Genomic DNA, 364 nt, shown 5'->3' on the forward strand with positions numbered 1-364 from the left:
TTACTTGCTTGTGACTCTTAACATTGATAAATAAAATAACACTAGGTTAGAAACTATATATAAACATAGAATTAAATTAAATAAAACCTAGAAAGAACATTTAGCTTAAATGCTCTGTTTAAGTTTTATATGGTGGAGAATAGCGGGATCGAACCGCTGACCTCCTGCGTGCAAGGCAGGCGCTCTCCCAGCTGAGCTAATTCCCCATATCAATACTCATTTCAACCTTTGATATCTAAACAAGCTCTCAAGAGCTCTTGAAATATTTATTATTACTCTTTAGTGTGAGTTAAAGAGTATGTACTCTAGAAAGGAGGTGATCCAACCGCAGGTTCTCCTACGGTTACCTTGTTACGACTTCACC

1 tRNA gene and 1 rRNA gene are annotated in these 364 nt (G+C 36.8%); both read right to left on the reverse strand.

Annotated features, from left to right (window positions below):
- Positions 1-130: 130 nt before the first annotated feature.
- Positions 131-206: transfer RNA gene (locus KJR01_RS10085), tRNA-Ala, on the reverse strand.
- Between the two features lie 103 nt (positions 207-309).
- A 16S ribosomal RNA gene (locus KJR01_RS10090) occupies positions 310-364 on the reverse strand; the annotation flags it as partial.

This window comes from Campylobacter sp. 2018MI10, assembly GCF_018501175.1.
In the GTDB taxonomy this organism is placed as follows: Bacteria; Campylobacterota; Campylobacteria; order Campylobacterales; family Campylobacteraceae; genus Campylobacter_E.